This is a genomic window from Geobacillus sp. B4113_201601 (assembly GCF_001587475.1).
GTDB classification, from domain to species: domain Bacteria; phylum Bacillota; class Bacilli; order Bacillales; family Anoxybacillaceae; genus Geobacillus; species Geobacillus icigianus.
The window spans coordinates 1-6,700 of record NZ_LQYX01000101.1 but is presented as its reverse complement, the minus strand read 5'-3'; the positions used below and the strand labels follow the sequence as shown (position 1 = coordinate 6,700).

The window sequence follows — 6,700 nt, the reverse complement described above, 5'->3', positions numbered from 1 at the left end:
GTAGAATCAGCTTTCGTTTCTGAATGAAAATGCCGCCGATTCGAGTGTGACAGCGGTTTTTCACCGGGCTTCTAGAATCTTTGTCTCTGACATACCTTGCACAATTATCTGTTTCAACATTTCAAATCGATTTGATGCTGTTGTTTTGTTTTCTAAAATCATGCTTATTTTGCTTTTACACATCACAGATGATATCAGATGATTTGATCTCTTTTATCTTTTTAAAAGTTGGTATGTTGCTGACTCAACCCTTACTGTATCAAAATAAAAAAGAAAAAACATCCGTATTTTCCGCAATTTTGATTGCGGAAAATACCTATTTTTAGAGAAAATAATGACAGAAGTTGTAATATAGTATAAAATTTTGATGAACCATAATCATTTATTGAGGGAGGCTTTGTTTATGAAGCAAAATTTATGGGATGTCCTTCAAGAACTTCTTGAGAAAGATGTCATTGGAGCAACGGAACTTGCACTCGCAAAGGAACGCTTAAGTCCACAAGAATTTTCAGCACTCGCAGCATATCTTCAGGACAGTTCAAAAAAAGAAGGAAATCTTTGGGTGTAAGATTAGATGAACAGGATTGAAAAAAGCGCCATCAGAACTTTTTTGCAAAATCACTTGTTGACTAACTGTATGTTAGAAAAAGAAATCATTCAATATATTTTTCATCTGCTACACGGCAAGGGAAAAATATTTAGCACTGATGAAACACATTTTTCCTGGGGGGGATTTTATGCGCAAGTATCCTCCTTCCATTTGAAAGATGACACTTGCATACAATCTATTATTAGTCATGCTGCTGCTATTGAACTTCTCATTCTTCTCTCGAAAATTTATATGGATAAGGCGTTTCGTCAAATAGCTACTCATTTTCCCGACAAGCAGATTCAAATAGCCCGCTTAAAAAGATATTTAGAAAGTTAGGGATAGAATGAATAAAAAAGTTCTTCCTTTTAGCCTAATCCTTATTTCTATTTTTATTATTTGTTATTTTTTACTAAAAATGTACAATGAACATGTTTCGCCGCAACGTTATTTTCCAATATTTATAGGAATGATCTTTTTATTGGCTGGCATTTACAGCTATGTGCAAAAACCTAATTCGATTGTCGTTCAGTATTTTTTGGCTCTTATGTTTATTAGCGGAATGGCCATCGCTCTGTCAAGCCCTTCCAGCGAAAATATAAAGCCAGCAAGAGAATTGGAGGTCGTTTTTATTTCATTTGCTCCTTACATCCTTTTAAAATTTTTTGAGCATTTTCCTTCGTCTGCAAAACCGAACTTTTTTCGCCAAGTGCGCATTCTCACGTTATATATGGCCATCTTTATAACGATCAGTTATCTATTCATTGGTATTCATCATCATGTCATCATTAGCACAATCGTTCGTCCAAGTATTGTAGCCAATATTATTCTAGCACTGCTAGGTTGCGTAATCCTATTTTATTTACACCTTCGTTCCAATTCGAATAAGATAAAAAATCAAATATATCTTTTAATTGGCAGCATCATGATATCGTTTGCGCCCGTTGTTATTCTTAACTTGATTCCAAATGCGTTTTTTTCCCTGCCCGGCGCTCCTTTTCATTATAGCCTTGGCAGTATAGTCATGTTTCCACTGACGTTGTCATATTTGTTAACCCGGCAGGAAATTATCGATTTTCGCGAAATATTAGAGAAAATGATGGTCCGTCTATTCATGATTGGTTGTTGTTTAGCAATATTTAATCTATTATTGTCGTTATTTTACGATATACACTTTAAATTCTGTATCTTAGTTAACACATTGCTCATTTGCCTTTTTATTGTCTATGATCTAATCAACAAAGGGCTCGAACCGCTGCAAATGAGGAAATGGCATGGAAAACAAGAGGAGATTCAAAAAGAAAAACTCACCATTCTTCAAGAGTTGCTAAACGGAAAACATTTAGAATATTGTGCTAAGCTCATTGCTGATTTAATACACAAAACGATCGATGTGAGTGGAGTATGCATCGTGTGGAAACATGATCACAGCCCTACTGTATTGCATAAAACAGGAATCTTCCTTCATCTTCACGATAGTGAATTATTATCTTATGCTTGTCAAAGCAGCTATTTTTCCAAAATGACTATGAATGAAAAGAGCGTCTTTTTCTATCCTATGACTATAGACGATGCATTAATCGGCTGGATGATGATTGGAGAAAAAACAAACGCGACGGTTTTTGACAACGAAGAACAAAAACTAATGAAAAAAATCCAAATGGATGCCATAGAATTATTCACCAGCTCAAAAACGTTACAACAGATTGAGAACCAACTAAAGAAAATAACAGAAGAATCACGGATGTCTGAGCAATCCCACTGGCTCCTTCTTCATGAACATGAAGAAGAAAAAAGGAAGCTATCAACTTTTCTCCATGATGAGGTATTACAACATTTAATTCTTCTTTTGAATAAGCTTGAGTGGCTTATTCAAAAGAAAAATATAGATAAAAAACTATTCGAGGACATGAAAAGGTTGCTTCAACGCGATATTTTTGAAATCAGAGAGATGTGCCATGAACTATATCCTGTTATGGTGGAAGATTTAGGACTCAAACAAGGTCTCTCTTCATTAAAGAGAAAATGCGAAACGAACTATAACGTGATTGTTGAAGTCAATTATATTGCGAACCTAAAAATCATTCAGCCGTTTCTCTCAATCCAAGCATTTCGGATCATTAAAGAATTAGTTTATAACGCCATCAAACATTCTTCGTCAAGAAAGATTGTTGTAACTGTTGAAGAAACAAAACAGTTTCTAAATATACAAGTCAAGGATTACGGCGTCGGATTTAAGGTGCCGGATCATTTATTAGAATTATCACAGACAAATCACTTAGGTTTAATTACAATTCAAAAACGGGTTCATCAGTTAAATGGGACACTGACAATACATTCAGAGCTGGGGGCTGGAACTTGCATTTCCGTTTCTTTGCCAATTACAGTTGAAGAAGGTGGGGGCAATGAAAATCAAAGTATTATTAGTAGATGACCATTTATTGGTCATGCATGGCATCCAAAAATTGTTAGAAAATGAAATCGACTTGGAGGTCGTCAATACCGTTTGTGATCCCGCACTTTTAGAGACAGAAATCAAAAAACATAACCCCAATGTCATTGTCATGGATATAAGGATGAAAAATGATAATGGGATTGAATGGGTGAGAAAAATTTCTAAAACATATCCTACCTGCAAAGTCGTGATTTTATCCGGATATAATTATGACGAATACATTCAAGCCGCCTATGAAGCTGGCGCCTATGCCTTCGTCACTAAGGAAAGTTCGGTCTTTGAATTAGCCAATGCCATCCGGCAAACTTATCTAGGGGTTAAATCGTTCCCAATTGATCGATTGGACTACTGCAACTCTCCTCTTACAAAAACTGAATTGGACATTCTCCAACTCATTTCCGAAGATAAGACAAATGCGGAAATTAGCGAATTGCTGCATATCAGCCGCAGAACAGTGGAACATCATGTGTCTTCCATTTTGCGAAAGCTCGATGCTGATTCGCGGGTCGGAGCGGTTGTGAAGGCAATAAAGCTAGGATTGATTGGGTAGAACGGACTGACTCACAAGGCTAGCTGTTCTCTAGCTAAACACTAGAAGGCCGGTGAAAAACCGCTGTCACACACGAAGCGGCGGCGTTTTCATTCAGAAAACAAAGCTGATTCTACAAGGTTTCTCTAATTGATAAAAGAATGGAATCAGCAGTATTTTGCCCTAAATCACCAACCTTCTAGATATAGAATTACAGATTCGATTAATGAGTATATATAGTAGAAAAAAGGGTGTCTCATTGATTTTGGACACCCTCTCTCCTTTCTAAAACGGCTATGTCAATCGATAAAGAACAACGACGATTGTTGGGCTCAGACTGATTAATAGCAAAAAAAGACAACTTTCAGCTACGCTACCGGAATTCACCTCCCCTTTTCATTGTTTAGAAGCGGGAGACTTCTTCCGTTGATAAGTTAACGTAAATGGGTTATTGCTTTCCGTGAAAATGCAGGACTGGCGCGGATTTTCCATCCACGGGTGGAGGACAAAACGCTGCCCACGGAACTTTCCGTGAACATGCTGCACCGGCGCGCGTTTGCATCCCGAAGTGAAGGGCAGATTGCGCTGCTCATGGGACTTTCTGTGAAAATGTGTCGTCTGAATTCATCATTTCATGCTAGAAGGTCGGTGAAAAACGGTTGTTTCTTTTGAGCAATGGGGGATCGTTTGAAAGGTAATCCTAATGCGACAAGGCTTTTCGATTTGAGAAACGGTCTTGATAAGCGGCTTGCCCCCTTAAATCACCGGTCTCCTAGGGGGAAACAAGACTTATTCATGAGTGTTTTTTTTTCAAAAAAGGGCTACGAATCGGAAAAAAACATTTTATAATAGACATATAGTCATCAGATGACCTGTTCATTAAACTCGGTACACGGGAGGGAGAACCGTTGAAAGTCTCGTTATTCGTTACCTGCTTGATCGATCTCTTTTATACGGAGGCCGGCAAAGCGACCGTCGAACTGCTCGAGCGGCTCGGCTGTGAGATTGATTTTCCCGAGGCGCAAACGTGCTGCGGACAGCCGGCGTATAACAGCGGCTATGTCCAAGAAGCGAAAGAGGCGATGAAACAAATGATGCGCGCGTTCGCCGATGCCGACTATGTCGTCACCCCATCCGGCTCATGCGCGGCCATGGTAAAAGAATACCCGCACCTCTTCCGCGGCGATCCGGAATGGGAAGACGAAGCGAAGCGCCTAGCGGCGAAAACGTACGAGCTGACCCAATTTCTCGTTGACGTGCTGAACGTCGAGGATGTCGGCGCCTCGCTCCCCGGACGGGCGACGTACCATACGTCCTGTCACATGACAAGGCTCCTTGGCGTCAAAGAAGCGCCGCTCCGCTTATTAGAACATGTCGAAGGGCTTGAGCTTGTTCCGCTGCCGAACGCTCATCAATGTTGCGGGTTTGGCGGCACGTTTTCCGTCAAAATGGGTCCGATTTCCGAACAAATGGTAGATGAAAAAATCGCCCATATCGACGAAGTGGATGCCGACTACGTGATCGGCGCCGATTGCGGCTGTTTACTAAACATCGGCGGACGCATCGAGCGGCTCGGCAAACCGATTCGCGTCATGCATATCGCCGAAGTGTTAAATCAGCATAGCGAAAAGGAGGGAAACGACAATGCCGATGAAAATCGAAAACGGGCCGTTTTGGAAACGGGTCGAGGAAAACTTGCAAAATAATTTTATGCGCGGGGCGGTCGCCGGCATGCAAGACCGCGGCTATGTGCGGCGGCTTGGCGTCATTGAAGAGCTCGGCCATTGGGAGGAGTGGCGCTCGCTCGCTGAACAAATCCGAAAACATACGCTCGAAAACTTGGATTATTATTTAATGCAGCTTAGTGAAAACGTTGCCAACCGGGGCGGCCACGTCTTTTTCGCCCGGACGGCCGAAGAAGCGAACGACTACATCCGCCGCATCGCTTTGGAAAAACAGGCGAAAAAAATCGTCAAATCCAAATCAATGGTGACCGAGGAAATCAATTTAAACCCGGTGCTTGAAGCCATCGGCTGTGACGTTGTCGAAACCGACCTTGGAGAGTACATTTTGCAGATGGACGATCATGACCCGCCGTCGCATATCGTCGGCCCGGCGCTCCATAAAAACAAAGAGCAAATTCGCGACGTCTTCCGCCGCAAGCTTGGCTATACGAAATCGTCCGATCCGGTTGAACTTGCCCGCCATGCCCGCGAAACGCTGCGGCGCGACTATTTGACGGCTGACATCGGCATCACCGGCTGCAACTTCGCCATCGCCGAATCAGGCTCGATCACGCTCGTGACAAACGAAGGCAACGCCGACTTAGTGACCGCGCTGCCGAAAACCCAAATTACGGTCATGGGCATGGAGCGGATCGTTCCGACATTTGAAGAAATGGAAGTGCTTGTGAGCATGTTGACACGCAGCGCCGTCGGACAAAAATTGACGAGCTACATCACCGTCCTCACCGGTCCGCGCGACGAAGGGGACGCTGACGGACCGGAAGAGTTCCATCTCGTCATCGTCGACAACGGGCGCTCATCGATTTTAGGCACGGAGTTTCAGCCGGTGCTGCAATGCATCCGCTGCGCGGCCTGTGTCAACGTCTGCCCCGTGTACCGTCATATCGGCGGCCATTCGTACGGCTCGATTTACTCCGGCCCGATCGGTGCGGTCTTGTCGCCGCTCTTAGGCGGCTACGACGACTACAAGGAGCTTCCGTACGCATCCTCCCTTTGCGCGGCCTGCACGGAGGCATGTCCGGTGAAAATTCCGCTTCATGAGCTGCTCATCAAACATCGCCAAATCATCGTCGAGCAGGAAGGAAAAGCGCCGGTCGCGGAAAAACTGGCGATGAAGGCGTTTCGCCTCGGGACCGCCTCGCCGTCATTGTACCGGTTCGGCACGAAGTTGGCGCCAAGCGCCTTCGCCCCGTTTGCCGAAGACGGGCGCATCAGAAAAGGCCCCGGCCCGCTGAAAGCGTGGACGGAAAGCCGCGAATTTCCGGCGCCAAGCAAAGAGCGGTTCCGGGACTGGTTTCGCAATCGTCAAAAAGGAGCATTCCCGTTAGGAGCTTTTCCGGGGACTTGATCAAAAAAAGCCCTCTTGGTATGATGCAGGGGTG

Annotated in this window: 6 protein-coding genes; all 6 read left to right on the top strand. The window is 43.6% G+C overall.

The window, feature by feature from the left end; translation table 11 throughout:
* Nucleotides 1-403: 403 nt before the first annotated feature.
* The 6 genes from B4113_RS20160 (at nucleotide 404) to B4113_RS14600 (ending at nucleotide 6,666) form a co-directional block, all read left to right on the top strand.
* On the top strand, nucleotides 404-568 hold the full coding sequence (locus B4113_RS20160; RefSeq protein WP_172418758.1) for a hypothetical protein: 165 nt from the start codon (nucleotides 404-406) through the stop codon (nucleotides 566-568).
* 6 nt (nucleotides 569-574) lie between these two features.
* Nucleotides 575-928 (top strand): hypothetical protein, encoded by a 354-nt coding sequence (locus tag B4113_RS14620; protein ID WP_061912608.1) that lies wholly within the window; start codon nucleotides 575-577, stop codon nucleotides 926-928.
* A gap of 142 nt (nucleotides 929-1,070) precedes the next feature.
* Entirely contained in the window at nucleotides 1,071-3,023 is a 1,953-nt protein-coding gene (locus B4113_RS14615) for an ATP-binding protein (protein WP_235598021.1), read from the top strand.
* Nucleotides 2,995-3,594, top strand: coding sequence for a response regulator (locus B4113_RS14610; RefSeq protein ID WP_082799322.1), 600 nt, complete (start codon nucleotides 2,995-2,997; stop codon nucleotides 3,592-3,594). The genes B4113_RS14615 and B4113_RS14610 overlap by 29 nt, the downstream gene beginning before the upstream one ends.
* Nucleotides 3,595-4,481: 887 nt before the next feature.
* The gene (locus B4113_RS14605; RefSeq protein WP_082799321.1) at nucleotides 4,482-5,279 is read left to right on the top strand and encodes a (Fe-S)-binding protein; all 798 of its coding nucleotides are present in this window, start codon (nucleotides 4,482-4,484) and stop codon (nucleotides 5,277-5,279) included.
* On the top strand, nucleotides 5,218-6,666 hold the full coding sequence (locus tag B4113_RS14600; protein ID WP_061912606.1) for a LutB/LldF family L-lactate oxidation iron-sulfur protein: 1,449 nt from the start codon (nucleotides 5,218-5,220) through the stop codon (nucleotides 6,664-6,666). The genes B4113_RS14605 and B4113_RS14600 overlap by 62 nt, the downstream gene beginning before the upstream one ends.
* Nucleotides 6,667-6,700 lie beyond the last annotated feature (34 nt).